Annotated in this window: 11 protein-coding genes; 4 read left to right on the top strand and 7 right to left on the bottom strand. The window is 65.1% G+C overall.

Annotated elements, in window-relative coordinates; all coding sequences use genetic code 11:
- Nucleotides 1–97: 97 nt before the first annotated feature.
- Complete coding sequence (locus ACM42_RS21915; RefSeq protein WP_271529887.1) at nt 98–589, bottom strand: hypothetical protein; 492 nt, start codon at nt 587–589, stop codon at nt 98–100.
- 286 nt (nt 590–875) lie between these two features.
- On the opposite strand from ACM42_RS21915, the gene ACM42_RS21910 reads away from it, so the two are divergent.
- Nucleotides 876–3,929 carry an ATP-binding protein gene (locus ACM42_RS21910; protein WP_271529886.1) on the top strand — a complete coding sequence of 1,018 codons (3,054 nt, stop codon included), beginning with the start codon at nt 876–878 and terminating at the stop codon, nt 3,927–3,929.
- Between the two features lie 141 nt (nt 3,930–4,070).
- Here the strand turns inward: ACM42_RS21910 and ACM42_RS21905 are convergent, their stop codons facing one another.
- From ACM42_RS21905 to ACM42_RS21890, 4 genes are all read right to left on the bottom strand, one after another.
- A complete protein-coding gene (locus ACM42_RS21905) occupies nt 4,071–5,183 on the bottom strand; it encodes an ABC transporter permease (RefSeq protein WP_271529885.1) in 1,113 nt (370 codons plus the stop codon).
- Nucleotides 5,184–5,185: 2 nt separating this feature from the next.
- Nucleotides 5,186–7,960 (bottom strand): ribosome-associated ATPase/putative transporter RbbA, encoded by a 2,775-nt coding sequence (gene rbbA, locus ACM42_RS21900; RefSeq protein WP_271529884.1) that lies wholly within the window; start codon nt 7,958–7,960, stop codon nt 5,186–5,188.
- The gene (locus tag ACM42_RS21895; RefSeq protein WP_271529882.1) at nt 7,957–9,024 is read right to left on the bottom strand and encodes an HlyD family secretion protein; all 1,068 of its coding nucleotides are present in this window, start codon (nt 9,022–9,024) and stop codon (nt 7,957–7,959) included. Before ACM42_RS21895 ends, rbbA begins: the two co-directional genes overlap by 4 nt.
- Before the next feature lie 249 nt (nt 9,025–9,273).
- Nucleotides 9,274–10,464: an ABC transporter substrate-binding protein gene (locus ACM42_RS21890; RefSeq protein WP_370123697.1), complete on the bottom strand. Its 1,191-nt coding sequence runs from the start codon at nt 10,462–10,464 to the stop codon at nt 9,274–9,276.
- A 222-nt stretch (nt 10,465–10,686) separates the two neighbouring features.
- On the opposite strand from ACM42_RS21890, the gene ACM42_RS21885 reads away from it, so the two are divergent.
- On the top strand, nt 10,687–12,300 hold the full coding sequence (locus ACM42_RS21885) for an acyl-CoA synthetase (RefSeq protein WP_271529880.1): 1,614 nt from the start codon (nt 10,687–10,689) through the stop codon (nt 12,298–12,300).
- A 75-nt stretch (nt 12,301–12,375) separates the two neighbouring features.
- Here ACM42_RS21885 and ACM42_RS21880 read toward each other — a convergent pair whose 3' ends face one another.
- Both ACM42_RS21880 and ACM42_RS21875 read right to left on the bottom strand, forming a co-directional pair.
- On the bottom strand, nt 12,376–13,125 hold the full coding sequence (locus ACM42_RS21880; RefSeq protein ID WP_271529879.1) for a helix-turn-helix transcriptional regulator: 750 nt from the start codon (nt 13,123–13,125) through the stop codon (nt 12,376–12,378).
- 358 nt (nt 13,126–13,483) lie between these two features.
- Nucleotides 13,484–14,686, bottom strand: coding sequence for an MFS transporter (locus tag ACM42_RS21875; RefSeq protein ID WP_271529878.1), 1,203 nt, complete (start codon nt 14,684–14,686; stop codon nt 13,484–13,486).
- Nucleotides 14,687–14,858: 172 nt separating this feature from the next.
- Here ACM42_RS21875 and ACM42_RS21870 point away from each other — a divergent pair, with 172 nt between their 5' ends.
- Both ACM42_RS21870 and ACM42_RS21865 read left to right on the top strand, forming a co-directional pair.
- On the top strand, nt 14,859–15,662 hold the full coding sequence (locus tag ACM42_RS21870; RefSeq protein WP_271529876.1) for an MBL fold metallo-hydrolase: 804 nt from the start codon (nt 14,859–14,861) through the stop codon (nt 15,660–15,662).
- 162 nt (nt 15,663–15,824) lie between these two features.
- Nucleotides 15,825–16,841, top strand: a complete 1,017-nt coding sequence (locus ACM42_RS21865; protein WP_271529875.1) for an alpha/beta fold hydrolase — start codon at nt 15,825–15,827, stop codon at nt 16,839–16,841.
- Nucleotides 16,842–16,850 lie beyond the last annotated feature (9 nt).

Raw genomic sequence — 16,850 nt, 5'->3', positions numbered from 1 at the left:
GACGGCAGAGATCACGTCATGGCCGACGAACAATACCTCCGCGCGTTTGGAGCGCGAGGGCGACGATGATGTCGTCAACAGAGTAGAATCTTTCCAATCAGGATCTGTACGGGCAGACCATGGTCAGGTTGAGCAGCGTCGGCTTGTCCGAGCCCTTCTTGTACTCCCACTCCAGCCGGATCTCGTGCCGGTGGGCATAGGCGTCGCTCGCCGCGTGGCTGATGATGTTGGTTTTCATCGGGATCGGCGGCTCTGAATTGAAGCATTTGCGGACGCAGGCATCGAGCAGATCGCATCGCGTCAGCGGGATCACGCCCGGCTCGTCCCTCGACAGCGGGACCGTGTTCGGCTGGGTGCTGAGGTCGAGACGAGCCCGGCCCTTCTCCTTGTGCCAGTACTTGGCGCTGCCCTGCGGCCACTTCGATGGCGGCGTCAGAATCAGATGGTACTGGCCGTATTCCAGGGTCGGCAGATCGATGTCCTCCGATGCCTTGAGCTTGGCGACACTCTTTTTCATGTTCGCCAAGGGATAGTAATTGCCGTTCATCAAATCCCTGAAGGCTTTGCCGTTATATGTCTTGCCGCCCATCGCCTTGTCCTTCGATACAATCTAATCGGTCAGGGAGACGTGCAGCCCAGCAAAGCTCGTTGGCCCTGTACGAAAGCCTCGGTGCCCCCTAAAACGCGTCGCCCCATTTTCGCGCCGACGACGCTACCATCCCAAAATGCAACTCGTCCAGAGAGTCACCTTTGCCGACACAGGTATGTTTCTCGGTGAGTTGATTGCCATGCATGTGTCGTTCGGTATTCTTGCGCAGAGCTCACCTTGAGCGTCGGTCGGTATAGACGCCGCCGTGACTTTTGAAGGCACAGGAATGCATTGTGTCGCGTGTCAGTCGACGATCGACCCGAGCGCTGGCTGGTGCCCGAAGTGTGGGCTGGCTGTGCGGCGCTCCGATCCCGAGAGCGACCGCCGGTTCGTGACGATTCTCCGTGCCGATGTCGTCGATTCCACCGGCCTCATCGCCGAGCTGGAGCCGGAGGCGGCCATCTCACGGCTGGAGCCGGCCCTGGCCGCGATGCGAGCCGCGGTGCGCCAGTTCGGGGGCATTGTCAGCAAGGAGCTGGGCGACGGGATCGCGGCTGTGTTCGGTGCCCCGATCGCGGACGATAACCACGCGCCGCTGGCGTGCCATGCGGCACTTGAACTCGTTCGACGCGTCGCAAGCCTCGGTGATCCCGGGCTTCAGGTGCGTGTCGGCCTCCATTCCGGTCACGTCGTCGCCTACATGGTCGCCAGCGAGTTTTCCAAGGTCTACGAGATTGGTGGTGCCGCCCAGCATCTGGCGGCACGGCTGGAGTCGGTGGCGGAGCCGAATCAGATCTACGTGTCGCAAGCCTGCCAGGAGCTGGCCCAAGGGCATGTCCGATTCGAGTTTCTCGGCGGCAAGCCGCTGCGCGGCTTCAACCAGCCTGTGCCGGTCTACCGCATCGTGGGCGCGAGCGACCTGTCGAGCTGGCGGGTGCGACGGGCGCGCAGCATCTCCCGGTTCGTCGATCGTACGATCGAGCGGGCACTGCTTGCCCGAGCCGCGGAGGCGGTCGGCGCCGGCCGGCGGACCGTCTTGCTGCTGGGCGATGCCGGTATCGGAAAGTCACGTCTCGCGCACGAGTTTGCCCAGGAGCTCAAGGCGGCTGGCTGGCGCCTGATCGACGCCGAGTGCAGTCCGAACCTCCAGGGCGCGCCGTTCAGCACGCTCAAGCGGCTGTTGCTGTCGCTGCTGGACGCCGCCGCGAAGGGTTCCGACGGACTTGGAGATCCGCGGATGGACCGACCGCTGATCCAGCAATGCGCCCTGGATGCCGTGCTGGATCTGCCGATATCGGAGCCGCAGTGGACCGAGCTGGAGCCGCACGCGCGAGGGCGAGCGATTTGCGACGCGAGCTGCGCTGTGGTCGAGAATGCGGTTCGCCGCCACCGCACGATACTCCTGCTCGAGGATCTCCACTGGATCGACCGGGCCAGCGATACGGTGATGTCTGCGATCGCCTCGCTTCAGACACCGAATCTCCTCGTCTTGCTCACATCCAGGCCGAACGGCATGCCGGTATGGACCACGCGCTGCCAGGCCGAGATCGTCGCGGTGCGCCCCCTGGACGACGATTCGGGGATGGCGATGCTAGCCGACATGCTTGGCCCCTCCGCGGCGAACAACGATCTGAAGACCAGGATCATTTCGCATACGGCGAATGTGCCCTTGTTCATCGAAGAGGTCTGCCGCGGCCTGAGGGACAGCGGAACGCTGCAAGGTCAGTGGGGTGATCTCGCGCTCATGCGACCCATCGAGGAACTCGGGATTCCCACGAGCATCCAGGGCGTGATCGCCGCGCGTCTCGATCGCGTGTCCCGGCAGGAGCGTTCCGTCTTGCAGGTCGCAGCAGCGCTGGGCCCGAGATCGAGCGTCGCGATGCTGCGAAAGCTGGTCGAGTTGCCGGAGGCTGCCCTCCAGGACTGCCTTGCGGTGCTCGATCGCGCCGAGTTGCTGGTGCGAATCGACAGCGAGCTGGACGATGAACTCGAGTTCCGTCACGAAATGGTCCGCCAGGTGACGTACGACTCGATGGTCGAAAAGGTGCGCGAGGACATCCATGCGCGCATTGTTGCGGTTTTCGAGAGTGACGGGACGAGTGCCGATGAGCCCGATACGCTGTGCTATCACGCGCTGCGCGCGAAGGACTGGCTCAAGGCTTTCACCCATGGCAGGAGCGCGGGACGAAAATGCCTGAGTCGGTCGGCCTTTGCGGATGCGGCAAACTATTTCGAGATCGCGATGGGCTCGCTCGACAAAACGCCGCCGACGCCATTGCGGGAATCGGATGCCATTGATCTGCGGATGGAGGCGCGCGGGGCATTCATCGCATCCGGACAGGTCGCCGAGTGGCTGGATCTGGGCAAGGAAGCCGAACGACGCGCTGACGCGATCGACGATATCGGACGCAAGGTCGCCGCCATGACCGTCAGGTCGGGCGCACAAAACTTCTACGGGGCGCCAGTCGAGGCGGTCGCAATCGGCGAGGAGGTCGTCGGCCTCGCCGTGGAATGGGGCAATCAGGGTTGGCTCAATCTCGCGCGATATGGATTGGGGCAGGCCTATTTCCTTGCCGGCCGGTACCGTGAAGCCGAACAGACATTGGCACTGGCTCACGCCCAGTTGGCGGGTCCGGAGGCCAGCGCACCGATCGGCACGACGCCGAGATATCTGCTCCTCCTCTGTTGCATGATGAAGAGCTTCACCCACACCGTCATGGGCGAACTCGATGCCGCCGAACAGCTCCAGCAACAGGCCGCCGCGATCGCCGAGGAGACCGGCCGTCCCTATGATCGCGTCGCCGCCGCCTATAGCGGCGGCTGGCTGAAGCTCGGGCAGAACGATCCGGCGGCGGCCGCCGCCATCCTCGAAGACGGCTTCGTCCTGGCGCAGAAGCACGGCATCCGGCTGTTCGTGCCGGTGCTGGCCTGTCATCTCGGCATCGCCTATCTCGAGCAGGGCCTGTTCGACCGGGCGCGCGGCATGCTGACGGAGGCGCGCGAGGAAGCGAAGGCGGTCGGCTACACCTCGGCGGTGCTGCGCAGCTCGATCTATCTGGCGCTCGCCACCCACCGCCTCGGCGATGTCAGGGCCGCGCAGAACATGCTGCGCGAGGCGCGCAACACCGCCCGCCAGCAGGGGTTTTCAGGCCTCGAGGCCGAGGCCCTGTTCGGCGAGGCCGTCGTGACGCCGCCGTCGGACGCGGCGAACAAGGCCACGATCCTCGCCGCCCTGCGCGCCGCCAGCGCGATCGCCTCCGAAAGCGGCGCGCTGCCGCTGAAGCACAAGGCCGATGCGATGCTGACCGGGATGCTCGCCGGCGGCGACCGACCCAGCTGAGCCTGCCCCGGTCAGTCTGGCGATAGCGCCGGCGCGAGCGCGATCTTGCCCGACTCGTCAAATAAATCCCGCAGCTAAAACAAGGGGATCGCTACTGTGCATGGGGTTGTTTTCGCGCTTTTGAAGCGAAGCCCTCGCGCGTCACGCCAGGAACGCGCGGAATCGGCGCAGCGCGATCACGAAGAAGACGCCCCCGATCACGGCGAGCGCGGCAAGCTGCGGCCACACCGCCTCCAGGCCCGCGCCGCGAAACAGGATCGCCTGCGCCAGCATCACGAAATGCGTGTTGGGCGCCGCCAGCATGATGTCCTGCACGAATTGCGGCATGCTCTCCCGTGGCGTCATGCTGCCCGACAGGGTTTGCAGCGGCAGCAGGATCATGATCAGCAGCAGCCCGAACTGCGGCATCGATCCGGCGACGGTGGCGAGGAAGATGCCCATGCTGGTGGTGGCGAACAGCTGCAGCGCCGCGCCGACCAGGAACAGCGCCAGCGAGCCGTCGATCGTGACCGCCAGCCAGCCCTTGACGACGAAGGCGATCGACAGCGCAGAGGCGATCAGCACCACGACTCCCATCGACCAGACCTTGCTCACCATGATCTCGAGCGGCGTGACCGGCATCACCAGGAGGTGCTCGATCGTGCCGTGCTCGCGCTCGCGGATCAGCGCGGCGCCGGTCAGGATGATCGAGAGCATGGTGATCGAGGTGATGACGTGATCGATGGCGCCGAACCACGACTTCTTCAGTTCCGGGTTGAACCTCGCCCGCAGCGTCAGCTCGATCGGCGCGGCCTGCGCATTGCGCGCACGCGCCAGGAACTCCGCGACCTCCGCGCTGACGATCTGCTCGACATAGCCGCCGCCGTTGAACGCCTGCGAAATGCGCGTCGCGTCGATGTTGAGCTGGATCGTGGGCGATTTGCGCGCCAGCAGATCGCGCTGAAAATCCGGCGGGATGTCGAGCGCGAAGGTGTCGATGCCGGCGTCCATCCTGCGGTCCATCTCGTATTGCGAGATCAGGCGCGGCGTCGAGAAATAGGGCGGGGTGAACGCCATCCCGATCCGGGTCGAGACCGGCGAATGGTCTTCGTCGACGATGGCGATCGCGGCGTGGTTCAGGGTTTCCGGCAGCGCCTTTGCGCCGGCATAAACCGCCAGCGTGAACGAATAGACGATCAGCACGAGCAGCATGGGGTCGCGCACCAGGCCGCGCAACTCCTTGATGCCGAGCTGAAACACGTTGTCGAAGCGCATGGTCAGCGGGCCTGTTTCTTCAGCAGCATCGTGCCGGCGATCACCAGGACGGGGACCATGATGGCGAGCGCCAGGAGATCGTTGTGGAGGGTGTCGAACCCCAGGGCCTTGGAGAACGTGCCGCGCGAGATCGTGACGAAATAGGTGGTGGGATAGAGCCGCCCGATCAGGGCGCCAAGTCCCTGCAGCGACGAAACCGGATCGATCAGCCCGGAATACTGGATCGCCGGGATCAGCGTGATCAGGACGGTGCCGAACAGGGCCGCGATCTGGCTGTTCATGAAGGCCGAGATCACCAGCCCCATGCCGGTCGTGGCCGTGACGTAGAGCAGCGCGGCCAGCGCGTAGGTCGGAAAGCTCCCGGTGAAAGGTACGCGGAAGACGGCGAGGGCAAAGCCGACGAGGAGGAGGAAGTTTCCGAATGCCAGCACGACATAGGGCAATTGCGTGCCGAGCAGGAACTCCAGCCGCGTCACCGGCGTGACGTAGAAATTGACGATCGATCCGAGCTCCTTCTCGCGCACCACCGCCAGCGCGGCGAGCACTGCCGGAATCATGATCAGCAGCAACGGGATGATGCCCGGCGCCATGGCGACGACGCTGATGACGTCCGGATTGTAGCGGTAGCGCAATTGGAGCTGGTAGGTGCCGGCGATCGCCGCATCGCCATAGAGCTCGCGGCCTTTCTGCGCGAGCCAGTTCGCGTGGATCGCCTGGGCGTAGGAGCGCAGCGTCTCGGCCCGCGTCGGATTGGCGCCGTCGACCCAGGCGCCGATCTCGACATGGCGGCCGCGGCTGACGTCGCGGCCGAAACCCGGCGGCAGCTCGATGGCGAGACCGATCTCGCCGGCGCGCATGCGGCGGTCGAGATCGGCGTAGTCGGTGATCGGGGATTTCTGGGTGAAGTAGCGCGAACCCGCGATCTGAAGGCTGTAGTCGCGGCTGATCGCGGTGTCGTCGCGATCGAGCACTGCGAAGGTCAGATTCTCGACGTCCATGCTGATGCCGTATCCGAGCACGAACAGCAGCAGCACGCTGCCGAGGATCGCGAGCGTGGCGCGGATCGGATCGCGCCGCAGCTCGAGCGTCTCGCGCCGGGAATAGGCGAGCATGCGCGTCGGATTGAACGCGGCGCTGTGCCGACGGACCGCCGTGGGGCTTGCAGATGCACGCTGCGGCGAGGCGACCGCCGGCCGGCGTGCCGGCTCCGTCGTGTCCGCGATCGCCTCTTCCAGGCAGGCGATGAAGGCCTGCTCGAGCGTGGCGGTGCCGCGCGCGGCCACGATCGCGGCGGGCGTATCCGACGTCAGCACCTTGCCGGCGTGCATCAGCGAGATCCGATCGCAGCGCTCGGCCTCGTTCATGAAATGGGTGGAGACGAAGATGGTGACGTTGTCCTTGCGGGAGAGCTCGGCGAGGATCTGCCAGAAGCGGTCGCGGGCGACCGGGTCCACGCCGGAGGTCGGCTCGTCGAGGATGAGGATGTCGGGCGCATGGATCATGGCGACCGCCAGCGACAGCCGCTGCCGCAGCCCGAGCGGCAGGGCATCGGGCAGGGCGTCGACGACATCGGCAAGATCGAACCGGGCGATCATCTCGTCGATGCGCGCGGCGATGGTGTCCGCCGGCAGCTCGAACAGGCGCGCATGCAGATCGAGATTTTGCGTGACCGTGAGCTCGGAATAGAGTGAGAAGCCCTGCGACATATAGCCGATGCGCCGCCGCACCGACATGTCGCCGGCATCGATGGTGTTGCCGAACAGCCGCGCGGTGCCCTCGCTCGCGGACAGGAGGCCGGTGAGCATCTTCATGGTCGTGGTCTTGCCGCAGCCGTTCGAGCCGAGAAAGCCGAAGATCTCGCCCTTCCTGATGCGGAAGCTGACGTCGTCGACGGCAACGAAACCATCGAACCGCCGGGTCAGGTGGTCGGCTTCGATCGCGATCTCCTCGTGGTCCTCGTCGCGCGGCGGGATGACGACATTGGTATGGTTGCCGCGCTCGGCCTCGGGCAAGAGACGGATGAAGGCGTCATCGAGCGTATCGGCTCCGGTCTGCCGCTTGAGTTCGGCGGGCGTTCCGGTCGCCAGCACGCGGCCAGCGTTCATCGCGATCAGGAAGTCAAACTGCGCAGCCTCTTCCATGTAGGCGGTCGAGACGATCACGCTCATGCCGGGCCGACCGTCGCGGATCGAGGCGATCAATTCCCAGAACTGGCGGCGCGACAGCGGATCGACGCCGGTGGTCGGCTCGTCCAGGATCAAGAGCTCGGGATCGTGGATCAGTGCGCAGCACAGGCCGACCTTCTGCTTCATGCCGCCGGAGAGTTTTGCCGCCGGCCGGTCGGCAAAGGGCGTGAGCCCCGTGTCGCGCAGCAGACCCGCGATCCGCCTGTTCCGCTCCGCCTTGTCGTGTCCGAATAGGCGACCGAAGAAGTCGATGTTCTCGAACACCGACAATGTCGGATACAGATTCTTGCCGAGGCCCTGCGGCATGTAGGCGATGTCGGGGCACACGTTGCGGCGGTGGCGCGCGCTCGCCATATCGCCGCCGAGCACGTCGATTCGCCCCTCCTGGATCGCGCGCGCGCCCGCGATCAGGGCAAGCAGGCTCGATTTGCCGACGCCGTCGGGGCCGATCATCCCGACCATGCAGCCGGACGGCAGGTCGAGAGTGATGGACTCGAGTGCCCGGGTCTTGCCGTAGCTCAGGCCCACGCCTTCCAGATGCACCACGCTGCCGACGGCAGCCGGTGCTTCGGCTGCGGCAGTCGTGCTCATCTCGTCAACTTGATCTTGAGGTTGTCGGGCCATTGCGAGGCCGGATCGAGCTGCACATAGGCCATGCCGGGCAGGCCGGTCTTTACATGCTCGATATGCTGGCGCAGCAGGTCGGGCGCGATATGCGCCTTGATGCGGAACATCAGCTTCTGGCGTTCCTCCTCGGTCTCGACGGTCTTGGGCGTGAATTGCGCGACGTCGGCGACGAAGGTGGCCTTGGCGGGGATCACATATTTCGGGATGGCGTCGAGCACGAGGCGGACCTCGGCGCCGATCGCGACGCGGCCGGCATCGGCCGTCGGCAGGAAGAACGTCATGTAGACGTCGCCGAGATCGACCATGTTGAGGACGCGGCCGCCGGCAGCGAGCACCTCGCCGGGCTGTGACACGCGATACTGCACCCGGCCGTCGCGCGGTGCCTTCAGCACGCTGTCGTTGAGGTCGGCGTTGATGCTTTCGATCGCGGCCTTGGCCGCGTCGACCGCGGCGCCGGCATCGATCACCAGGGCGCGGGAGGAGCTGATTGCGGCTTCCGATGCCGCGACCTGGGCCTGGGAAGCGGCCAGCGCCGCTTTCGCCGTGGCGTTGGCGGAGCGGTCGTCGTCCAGGACCTGCTGGGACACCGCACTCGTCTTGATCAATTGTTCGGACCGGTCCAGCTTGCGGCTCGTGGTGTCGAGCTGGGCGATGCGCTGGTCGACCATGGCCTCCGCAGCCCTGCGTTCGGCCTCGCGCTGGTTCACCAGGCTCTTCGCGGTCTCGACATTGATCATTGCGCGCTGGAGCTGCGCTTCGGCCTGGCGGCGCTGGGCCTGCAGCTGCTCGGTGTCCATGCGTGCCAGAACCTGGCCCGCACTGACGAAATCGCCTTCGTTGACCAGGATCTCGCGGATTCGTCCCGGCGTCTTGGTGGCGATGTCGATCTCGACTGCCTCGATGCGGCCATTGCCGCGGGCGAAACCCGGGGGCAGCGCGTCGGCATCACGGTGCTGCCAATAGTAATAACCGCCGCCCGCGAGCAGGATGGCGAGCGCGGCGACGACGCGACCCGGTGTAAAGTTCATCTGTGCACAACGCCGTGCAGTGGCGCCCACTGTTGAGATACGAACGCCCGGCCGCTGATTGCGCGGAAAGGGCGGAACTCAACATTGCAGCAAAGTTTGCACCGCAACTTGATGCAGATCAGACCGCGGCGCGAGGCGTGCCGCCCCTATTTTGGGCCGCGCGTCGTGATCGCCGCTCGTCCGCCCTTTTGGTCGAGCGGACGAGCGAGACTTGGTGGATGAATTGCCGTCGGCGCGATCCGGGCCGTCTCACTTCACCAGCGGGCAGCCGCCGTCTTTCAGCGGCCGGAATGCCTGGTCGGCGGGAACTTCGGCGAGCAGCTTGTAGTAATCCCACGGCCCCTTCGATTCCTCCGGCTTCTTCACCTGGAACAGGTACATGCTGTGCACCATGCGGCCGTCCTCGCGAAGCACGCCGTTGTCGGTGAAGGCATCCCGCACCGGCAGCTCGCGCATCTTGGCCATCACCGTCTTGGTGTCGCGGGTGCCGGCGGCCTGCACGGCCTTGAGATAGTGCAGCGTGGCACTGTAGGTCGCGGCCTGGTTCATGGTCGGCATGCGCTTGACCCGCTCCAAGAAGCGTTTGCCGAAGGCGCGAGTCTTGTCGTTGAGGTCCCAATAATAGGCCTCGGTGACGATCAGGCCCTGAGCGAGCTTGAGCCCGAGGCTGTGCACGTCGGAGATGAACATCACGATCGCAGCCAGGTTCTGGCCCCCGGCAACGATGCCGAACTCGCCGGCCTGCTTGATCGCGTTGATGGTGTCGCCGCCGCCGTTCGCGAGGCCGATGATCTTGGCCTTGGAAGCCTGGGCCTGAAGCAGGAAAGAGGAGAAGTCCGCCGTGTTGAGGGGATGCTTGACGCTGCCCAGCACCTTGCCGCCGGAGGCCTTCACGACGTCACCGGTGTCGCGCTCGACCGAATGGCCGAACACGTAGTCCGCGGTCAGGAAGAACCAGGTGTCGCCGCCGTTCTTGACGATGGCGCTGCCGACGGTGTGTGCGTTGGCATAGGTGTCGTAGGTCCAGTGCGCGGTGTAGGGCGAGCAGGACTTTCCGGTGATGTCGGAGCTCGCCGCATCCGTCACGATCATGATCTTCTCGTACTGCTTCGACAGCTCCATCACCGCGAGCGCGGTGGCCGAAGTCGGCAGATCGATGATCATGTCGACGCCTTCGGTCTCCCACCATTTGCGCGCGATGGTGGAGGCGACGTCGGGCTTGTTGAGCACGTCGGCACTGACCATGTCGATCGGTTTGCCGAACATCTTGCCGCCGAAGTCCTCGATCGCCATTTTGGTGGCCTCGACATTCCCCATGCCGCCGATGTCGGAATAGACGGAAGAGAAGTCGGAGAGCACGCCGATCTTGAGCGGGCCTTGCTGGGCATGAGAAGGGCAGATCGCAAACGCAGCGAGTGCAGCCGCAAATGCGGCGCACATAATCCGGCACATGGTATTTCCCCCGATATTATAGTTGGTGCACGAACCCAGAATTGCTGCTCTGGAGCGTCAATTCTTGCGTGATGACGCCGCGCAGGCCGGTTGATTTGACGCAGCCAATGGCGCCGACTACGTTTGCGCAAACGCAAGATACGTTTGAATGCGGTGGGCCGACGAATGCCCAGGCCGCCATTCACGCAGGCTAAAATTCAGGGGAAACACATGACCGGCGACACCGCAGCCACCATCTCGAAAGCGCGCGAGCATTCGATCGGCGATCTCTTGCGCCGCTCGGCGGGCCGCGAGCCGAACAAGCTCGCGGTAAGCTGCGGCGGTGTGAGCTGGACCTTTGCCGAAATGGACGCGATCTGCAACCGGCTCGGCCGCGGCCTGCTCGGGCTCGGCGTCAGGAAGGGCGATCGTGTCGCCGTGCTGTCGCGCAATTCGCACGCCTTCGCCGCGCTGCGCTTCGCGTTGGCCCGGATCGGCGCCGTGCTGGTGCCGATCAACTTCATGCTCAATCCGGACGAGATCAATTTCATCCTGAAGAGCTCCGGCGCGAAACTGCTCGCGACCGGACCGGACTTCGTCGAGCAGGCACGCGCGGCCAGCGCGAAGGATTGCGCGGTCGAGAAGATGATCTGGCTGCCGGGCGAGGATCCCGCATCGACGCCCGCCGGACTCACCACCTTCGACGATCTCCTCGACGCCGACGGCTCGTTCCTGGATGCATCGGTCGATAGCCGCGATCTCGCGCAGATCGTCTACACCAGCGGCACGGAATCTCTGCCCAAGGGCGCGATGCTGACCCACGAGGCCGTGATGTGGCAGTATGTCAGCTGCATCATTGACGGCGGCATGAGCGCGGACGACAAGTTTCTGCACGCCTTGCCGCTCTATCATTGCGCCCAGCTCGACGTTTTCCTGGGGCCGCAGATCTATCTCGGCGCCTCAGGCGTCATCACCGGCAAGCCGACCCCCGACAACATCCTGGCGCTGATCCAGGCCCACAAGATCACCTCGTTCTTCGCGCCGCCGACGATCTGGATCGCGATGCTGCGCTCGCCGAATTTCGACACGACCGATCTATCGACGCTTCAAAAAGGCTATTACGGCGCCTCGATCATGCCGGTGGAAGTGCTGCTCGAGCTGCAGCGCCGCCTGCCCAACGTCAGGTTCTGGAACTTCTACGGCCAGACCGAGATAGCGCCGCTCGCGACCGTGCTGCGACCGGAGGATCAGCTGCGCAAGGCCGGCTCGGCCGGCAAGCCCGTGCTCAATGTCGAGACGCGCGTGGTCAACACGGCGATGGAGGACGTCAAGGTCGGCGAGGTCGGCGAGATCGTGCACCGCTCGCCGCATCTGCTCTCCGGCTATTACAACGATCCGGTGAAGACGGCGGCCGCGTTCTCCGGCGGCTGGTTTCATTCCGGCGATCTCGCCACCGTCGATGACGAAGGCCACATCACCGTGGTCGATCGCGTCAAGGACATGATCAAGACCGGCGGCGAGAACGTCGCGAGCCGCGAAGTCGAGGAGATGGTCTACCGCATCCCCGCCGTCTCCGAGGTCGCCGTGGTCGGCCTGCCCGATCCGCGCTGGATCGAGGCGGTGACCGCGATCGTCGTGGTGAAGAGCGGGGAGAAGCTGGACGAGGACGCCGTCATCAAGCACTGCGCCGGCCAGATGGCGCATTTCAAGGTGCCCAAGCGCGTCATCTTTGTCGATAGCCTGCCGAAGAATCCGAGCGGCAAGTTGCTGAAGCGCGAGCTGCGCCAGCGCTTCGTCGGCGGCGACACCTTGGACAAGGCGATCCAGAAGAATTTTGGGACCTGAGACGGAGCGATCGTGCCGGAGCGATGCGCCTGATGCAGCACGGTGGCCATTCGGCAAGATCGTGGTCGAGTTCGCCTAGTTTGTCTCACCAGCCAGCTTCCTCACGTCGTCGGGCGTCTGTCCGAAGCGGCGGCGAAACGCGCGGTGGAAATAGGATACGTCGTGAAATCCCGCCAGATGCGCGATCTCGATGATCTTGCGCGTGCGCATGGCGGGATTTCGCAGCAACCGCTCGGCCCGCAGCAGCCGCTGCTCCAGCACGAAGCCGCTATAGGTGATGCCGGCGCGCTCGAACAGCAGTTGGATGGTGCGTGGGCTGATCCGGTGCGCGGCGGCAAGATCGGACAGCGACAAGGCGGGGCTGTCCAGCTGCGCCAGGATGTCGGACTTCAGGGCTTCGAGACGCGCCGCGGCAAGGCCGCGCGTCCGCGCCTCCTCGGCGGCATCGCCGCGGGCTCCGATCATCAGCACGGCGAGGTCGAACAAATGCTGCGAGACCGCATCGAGCTCCGTCGGGGCCAGCTTGTCCGCATGCGTATGTGCCAAGTCGTAGTACCGCAGGAACATCGATGTAATCGGCATGGCGCCAGGGATCGACTGGGCGATCAGATCTTCGGCATTCGGGCAGGCGCGCAGCAGGGCCTTGCGAGGCAACAGTGCGGTTTGGAAGTTGCCGTACGCCGTCTGAGTGACTCGGGCGCCCCGGATCGACGGATCTCCGATCGTGAGGTCGCCGGCGGCGATGTTGAGCGCGCGCCTGCCCATGGTCCCGCTCAGAGCCGAATTCGGTGACGCGACGATCACCAACTCGTCGTTGGTGCCCATGGAGACGAAGCTCATCGGCGTACCGTAGGAGGCGGACAACCTCACGCGTGGAAGGATGGCGGGCGCGATGGTCCGGTGCACCGGGCCGTCCCCGACCGGGACGAAATCGGTCCCCATCACCTGCCGGCAGAACTGCTCGCGCCACCCCTCATAGGCCGGTCCCGTCGGATCGCCGCTGAATGAGAGCTGAGGCTGGATCATCGGTCGGAAAGCGCGGGTTTGACGGCAATTCGGCAGGTTGTATCGTTTACCCGTCCTCGGCAACGGTAAAGGCGCGGAATTGCGTGATAAGCCATTCGCGACGGCGCGCTACGCCAGCGACCAGGTGCCGCAGCGCGGAAAGCCGCGCTGGCGAGCCTCAATACTTCTTCACCGCCGCCGCGAAGGCCAGCCACAGCGCGATCGACGCGAGCCCAAAGCCGCCGAGCAGCAGGAAGGTCGGTCCGTAGCCGATCCATTGCGCGATCCAGCCGCCAAGCGCGGGGCTTAAGCTTGCGCCGACGCCCTGCACGGTGATCACGGCGCCCTGGCCGAGATTGATGTGGCCGGTGCCGTTGAGCGCGCGCGCGACCATGCCGGGGACGGCGACCGTTTGCAGCCCGGTGCCGATGCCGTCGAGCACCTGCATCGGCACGACGCCCCACCATCCCGTGACGAAGAAGGCAAGCACGCCGCGGATCGGCAGGAACATGAAGGAGACCAGAATCACCGGCCAGTAGTTGCGCTTGCTCGCGGCCTTCATCGCGGTCAGCGAGGTCACGATCATCACGCCTTGCGCGATCACCACGGTGGTCGCGACGAAGCTCGGGCCGTTCGCCTGCCCTTCGGCCACCGCGGCTAGTCCGTAGAGCGGAACGATGGCGGCGTTGCCGAGATGGAAGAGCGCGAGGGTGAGCGCCAGCACGAGCAGCGCCCGGTGCTTGAGCAGGATCGTCATCGCATCCGGCGGAGCCTTGGAGTCGTCCTCCTTGCTGCCGCGCGCGGCGCGGTCGTCGATTGCCCTTGCGGGAATCATCAGGACGCAGGCGATGGCGATGGCGCCGAACACGGCCGCCAGCGCGAACACGGCGACATAGCCGAACTGGTAGCCGAGATAGCCCGACAATGCGGCGCCGACCATGTTGCCCGCGTGGTTGTAGGCCTGGTTGCGGCCGTTGAGTGCGTTGAAGCCCTTCTGCTTGGCGATGCCGAGCGTGATGCCCGTTACCGCCGGCACGATCGCGGCGCTCGCCAGCGATTGCGCGACTTGCGAGAGCGTCACCGCCCAGAAGGTCTGCGAGATCAGGATGATCCCGGACGCGAGAACGACGCAGATGCCGGGAATGACGACCCAGAGCCGCTTGTTGCGGCTGGCGTCGATGAAGCCTCCGATCGGCGTCGTGATCAGCATGCCCGCGACATTGCCGATGGTCATGGCGGTGCCGATCAGCCCGCTGGCCCAGCCGCGCTCCTGCAGAAACACCCCGACGAACGGCCCGATGCCCGACTGCATGTCGGCCATGAAAAAATTGAGCGCGAACAAAGGCCAGATACGGGACGAGGTGGGGGACCGCGATGCCATCGATACTCGAACATGCTCTTCGTGTGTCGTGATCCCCTTGGCCAATCGTTCTGGCGTGGACCTGAACGTAACGGGGGCTCACCGCGTTGGTTCCGGTCACTGCTGCCCGCCATCGCTCTTGCCGGGAGCTTGTCCGCAATGTCATCCTGGATCTTCCCACGGAGCACGAGTCATGCCTCTCTGGACCTGCGAAACCTGCGGTGCTCAATTTCCCTCACGCGGAGCGCCGCCCGACTCCTGCCCGATTTGTGAGGACGAGCGACAGTTCGTGAACTGGAAAGGACAGACCTTTCTCCCGCGCGAGGAGCTCGCGCGGAGGCATCGACTGGTGGGACGCGACGATCTTGGCCTCACCGGGATCGGGATGGAGCCGAGCTTTGCCATCGGGCAGCGCGCACTGCTGGTGCCTCAGGACGACGGCTGCGTGATGTGGGATTGCATTCCGCTTGCGACAGACGAGGCCATCCAATATGTCGCGGCACTCGGCGGGCTGAAGGCCATCGCGATCTCGCATCCGCACTACTACGGCGCGGTCGCCGACTGGAGCGATACGTTCGGCGGCGTGCCGGTGTACCTGCACGCCGAAGACCGCGCCTTCGTCACACGGCCTCATCCGGCGATCGTGCACTGGACCGGCGAGAGCCATCGCATCTCCGATGACGTGCTGCTGCTGCGCACCGGCGGCCACTTCGCCGGCGCCACCATGCTGCACTATGATCGTGGTGCGGACGGCAAGGGCGCGCTGCTCACCGGGGACATCGCGCAGGTGACGATGGACCGCCGCTTCGTCAGCTTCATGTACTCCTATCCGAATTACATGCCGCTGGGCGCTGCCGCGGTGCGGCGGATCGCGGCAGCCGTCGAGCCGCTCGCCTTCGATCGGATCTACGGAGCTTGGTGGGGCCGCAACATCGCCAGCGGGGCCAAGGCTGCGTTCGCGGCGTCGGTCGCGCGCTATCTGTCGGCCATCGCCTGAGCTGGTGTGCGGATCGGATTTATCTTGCCGGCCTCTAATAACTGTACTAAAAGTACAATTATTAGAGGCCGGCCGCAAAACGACGCATCTGTGGATCCGGCATGATCGATGCATCGCGGAAGCCGTGGGGTTTTGCGGCCTCCGTGAGCGGGAGCTGAATGCATGGCGGCGCAGCGCGACTACGAGATATTCGAGGCCGGGGACGTCCTGCTCCGGTCCGGGACCGTCTTCCCCTCCCTGAAGCTCGCCTACAAGACCTACGGCACGCTGAGCCAGGCCCGGGACAACGTCATCCTCTATCCGACCTCGTTCAGTGCGCAGCACACCGATACTGAATGGCTGATCGGGCCCGACGGCGTGCTCGATCCTACGCGTTACTTCATCATCATCCCGAACCTGTTCGGCAACGGTCTGTCGTCCTCGCCGTCGAATACGCCCGCGCCCTTCCCCGCGGTGACCTATCACGATGCCATCGCGGTCCAGCACCGGCTGCTCGCCGAACGCTTCGGCATCTCAAGGCTTGCAATGGTCTATGGCTGGTCGATGGGCGGTATGCAGGCCTATCACTGGGCGGCGCTGCACCCCGACATGGTCGAGCGTGCGGCGGTCGTCTGCGGCAGCGCCCGCTGCGCGCCCTACAATTACGTCTTCCTGGAAAGCGTGAAGGCCGCGCTCACTGCCGATCCAGCCTTCCGCGACGGCCGTTTCGCCGAAAGACCCGTCGCCGGCTATCGCGCCATGGGGCGCGTCTATGCCGGCTGGGCGATGTCGCACGGCTTCTATCGCGACGCGCTCTGGCGCGAGGCCGGCTTCAATTCGCTGGAGGATTATCTCGTCCGTGCCTGGGACGCGACGTTTGCGCGGCGCGACGCCAACGACCTCCTGGCGCAGATCGGGATCTGGCAGAATGGCGACGTCAGCCGCTGCCCGACATTCGCGGGTGATTTCGACCGGGCGCTGGCGGCGATCAAAGCACACATGCTGCTGATGCCGGGCGCGACCGATCGCTATTTCGACGTCCGCGACAACGAGGACGAACTCGGCCGGCTCGTCGGCGCGAAATCGGCCGTGCTGCATCCGATCCCATCGCTGCATGGCCATCGCGCCGGCAACCCCGTCAACAATCCGCGCGACCAAGCCTTCATCAAGGCCGAGATCGCCGCGCTTCTCAACAAGTAGGGCAGCAAC

Origin of the sequence: Bradyrhizobium sp. CCBAU 25338 (genome assembly GCF_028128965.1) — a bacterium.
Classification (GTDB): Bacteria; Pseudomonadota; Alphaproteobacteria; order Rhizobiales; family Xanthobacteraceae; genus Bradyrhizobium; species Bradyrhizobium liaoningense.
Note: the sequence above shows the minus strand (reverse complement) of the source record. Positions and strands in the feature narration are given on the sequence as shown.

Bases quoted from the DNA above. Each gene is read 5' to 3' on its own strand.
- ACM42_RS21915 (WP_271529887.1), bottom strand. From the start codon at position 589: ATGGGCGGCAAGACATATAACGGCAAAGCCTTCAGGGATTTGATGAAC.
- ACM42_RS21910 (WP_271529886.1), top strand. From the start codon at position 876: ATGCATTGTGTCGCGTGTCAGTCGACGATCGACCCGAGCGCTGGCTGG.
- ACM42_RS21905 (WP_271529885.1), bottom strand. From the start codon at position 5,183: ATGCGCTTCGACAACGTGTTTCAGCTCGGCATCAAGGAGTTGCGCGGC.
- rbbA (WP_271529884.1), bottom strand. From the start codon at position 7,960: ATGAGCACGACTGCCGCAGCCGAAGCACCGGCTGCCGTCGGCAGCGTG.
- ACM42_RS21895 (WP_271529882.1), bottom strand. From the start codon at position 9,024: ATGAACTTTACACCGGGTCGCGTCGTCGCCGCGCTCGCCATCCTGCTC.
- ACM42_RS21890 (WP_370123697.1), bottom strand. From the start codon at position 10,464: ATGTGCGCCGCATTTGCGGCTGCACTCGCTGCGTTTGCGATCTGCCCT.
- ACM42_RS21885 (WP_271529880.1), top strand. From the start codon at position 10,687: ATGACCGGCGACACCGCAGCCACCATCTCGAAAGCGCGCGAGCATTCG.
- ACM42_RS21880 (WP_271529879.1), bottom strand. From the start codon at position 13,125: ATGGGCACCAACGACGAGTTGGTGATCGTCGCGTCACCGAATTCGGCT.
- ACM42_RS21875 (WP_271529878.1), bottom strand. From the start codon at position 14,686: ATGGCATCGCGGTCCCCCACCTCGTCCCGTATCTGGCCTTTGTTCGCG.
- ACM42_RS21870 (WP_271529876.1), top strand. From the start codon at position 14,859: ATGCCTCTCTGGACCTGCGAAACCTGCGGTGCTCAATTTCCCTCACGC.
- ACM42_RS21865 (WP_271529875.1), top strand. From the start codon at position 15,825: ATGGCGGCGCAGCGCGACTACGAGATATTCGAGGCCGGGGACGTCCTG.